Source organism: Microcoleus sp. B4-C2 (assembly GCF_036705265.1).
Classification (GTDB): Bacteria; Cyanobacteriota; Cyanobacteriia; order Cyanobacteriales; family Microcoleaceae; genus Microcoleus.
Map to the genome: position 1 here is coordinate 15,905 of NZ_JAUBUB010000090.1, position 1,708 is coordinate 17,612.

Genomic DNA, 1,708 nt, shown 5'->3' on the forward strand with positions numbered 1-1,708 from the left:
ATGCCTGTTCCACTATGGTCAGCAACAGGCAAGATGCCTGTTCCACAAAGAGTGTATTTCTTGTGGAACAGGCATCTTGCCTGTTCCTAAAAGGCTTATTGAGAACGGTGCACAATCTAGGGTGCATCAGTCTCTGACCCACCCTAGGATATAGCTGTTAATTCCGTTCTGCCGCTTGGATCGATCGCACCACAGCAGCAGCAGCCCGATCGCCGATCGACTTCTCCTGATCGTACCCCAACACCAGCTCCCACGCCTCCTGCGGGTATCTATCAACCAGCGGGATCGCCACTTCATCCAACATCCACCGGCCATGACGTTCATCTTCTTTGATGTGGAGTTCCCAATAACCCATCGCAGCGTGCGAGAGGCCCAAACGCTGGGCGGCGGCTAGATAATTGCGGTAAGCCACAGGCCCCGCCACCTCAAAATATGTGAGTCCGCCGTTATAGCGCAGAAAATGGCGCTTGCGTTCCGTCAGCAGGAAGTTGTGATTAATACTTGCGAGCACTTCCCAAGGCACTAAATCGAAGTACGCTTCCGGTTCCGTACTCATATCGAATTCTGCCAGCATTTGAGCAAAAAAGGTCGAGTGCTTGCGCGGGAGGCGACCGCCGCCGTATTCTTCGATCAGCACTCGCGTAAGGGTGCACTGAATTTCGTTGCCGGCACCGCCGATGATGCGAGAAACACGGCTGGCTTCCACTAAACCGTCGAAGGAGGCGATCGCCAGCAGGTGTTTGTATCCCTCTTCAGTCATCTGTTCCCGCTGGTAGCGATCGATCTCAGTTAGCGGAGGATCGACATCGGCGGCCGCGCGATCGCGCAGCGCTTGCTTGACATCCGGCAATTTTTGCAGCGCTGCAACGTCGATTTGTGCGATTTCCCACTGCTGCCAAGGTTCCTCAATGCGATCGCGCACGGAACGCAAATAGTGCGATCGCTCGTTATTGTAGCGGCGCAAATCGTCGTACCAAAACAAGTTGAGGCGGTTGATGCGGTAAAGTATGCGCTGCAAGAAGCGGTGAGCGGCCTCATCGCCCGGTTCCTGTTGGTAAGCTGCTTGAATTGCATAGGCGATCGCGCTTTCAAAATCGCTGACAAGTAACGGTTTTGCCGCCACCGTCTTGTCTAAATCCTCGACTTCTAGCAAATTGACAAATTGGCGATCGGCTGCTTCATAATTTGGGAGTGCGGATTGCTTTTTGGGAAGACTCGGCGAGTCTATTTTGGGGAGTAAATCTGCCGTGTTTTGCATGGAATCAACTTATGTTATGACTTTGATTATTGTGCTGCCTGCCCAAACAGCCAACCGTTGAAGATTGCTGATGATTCTGGCTCATTACTTTCAAGATAGCGAATCTGTCAGCCGCATACACCCTTCCATTGATAGAGATTTGACCGCTACCGTCTCATACCCTTTTCAACTTGTGAGTAAAGGTAACAACGTTTAGGGAAATTGGTATTAACTTATATCAGGCTTCCTTCTCAATCACCTGTTTAGCAACGGGCAAGATGCCCGTTCCACAAAAACTCAATTTTCTTGTGCAAGAGGCATCTTGCTCGTTCTTAAAAAACTCAATCTTCTTGTGGAACGGGCATCTTGCTCGTTCTTAAAAAACTCAATTTTGTTGTGCAAGAGGCATCTTGCTCGTTCTTAAAAAACTCAATCTTCTTGTGGAACGGGCATCTTGCTCGTTCTTAAAAA

1 protein-coding gene is annotated in these 1,708 nt (G+C 50.2%); it reads right to left on the reverse strand.

All coding sequences use genetic code 11. The features are described from left to right. Nucleotides 1-157: 157 nt before the first annotated feature. Nucleotides 158-1,258, reverse strand: a complete 1,101-nt coding sequence (locus QUB20_RS22420) for an iron-containing redox enzyme family protein (protein WP_333249496.1) — start codon at nucleotides 1,256-1,258, stop codon at nucleotides 158-160. Between the last annotated feature and the right edge of the window lie 450 nt (nucleotides 1,259-1,708).

Bases quoted from the DNA above. Each gene is read 5' to 3' on its own strand.
- QUB20_RS22420 (WP_333249496.1), bottom strand. From the start codon at position 1,258: ATGCAAAACACGGCAGATTTACTCCCCAAAATAGACTCGCCGAGTCTT.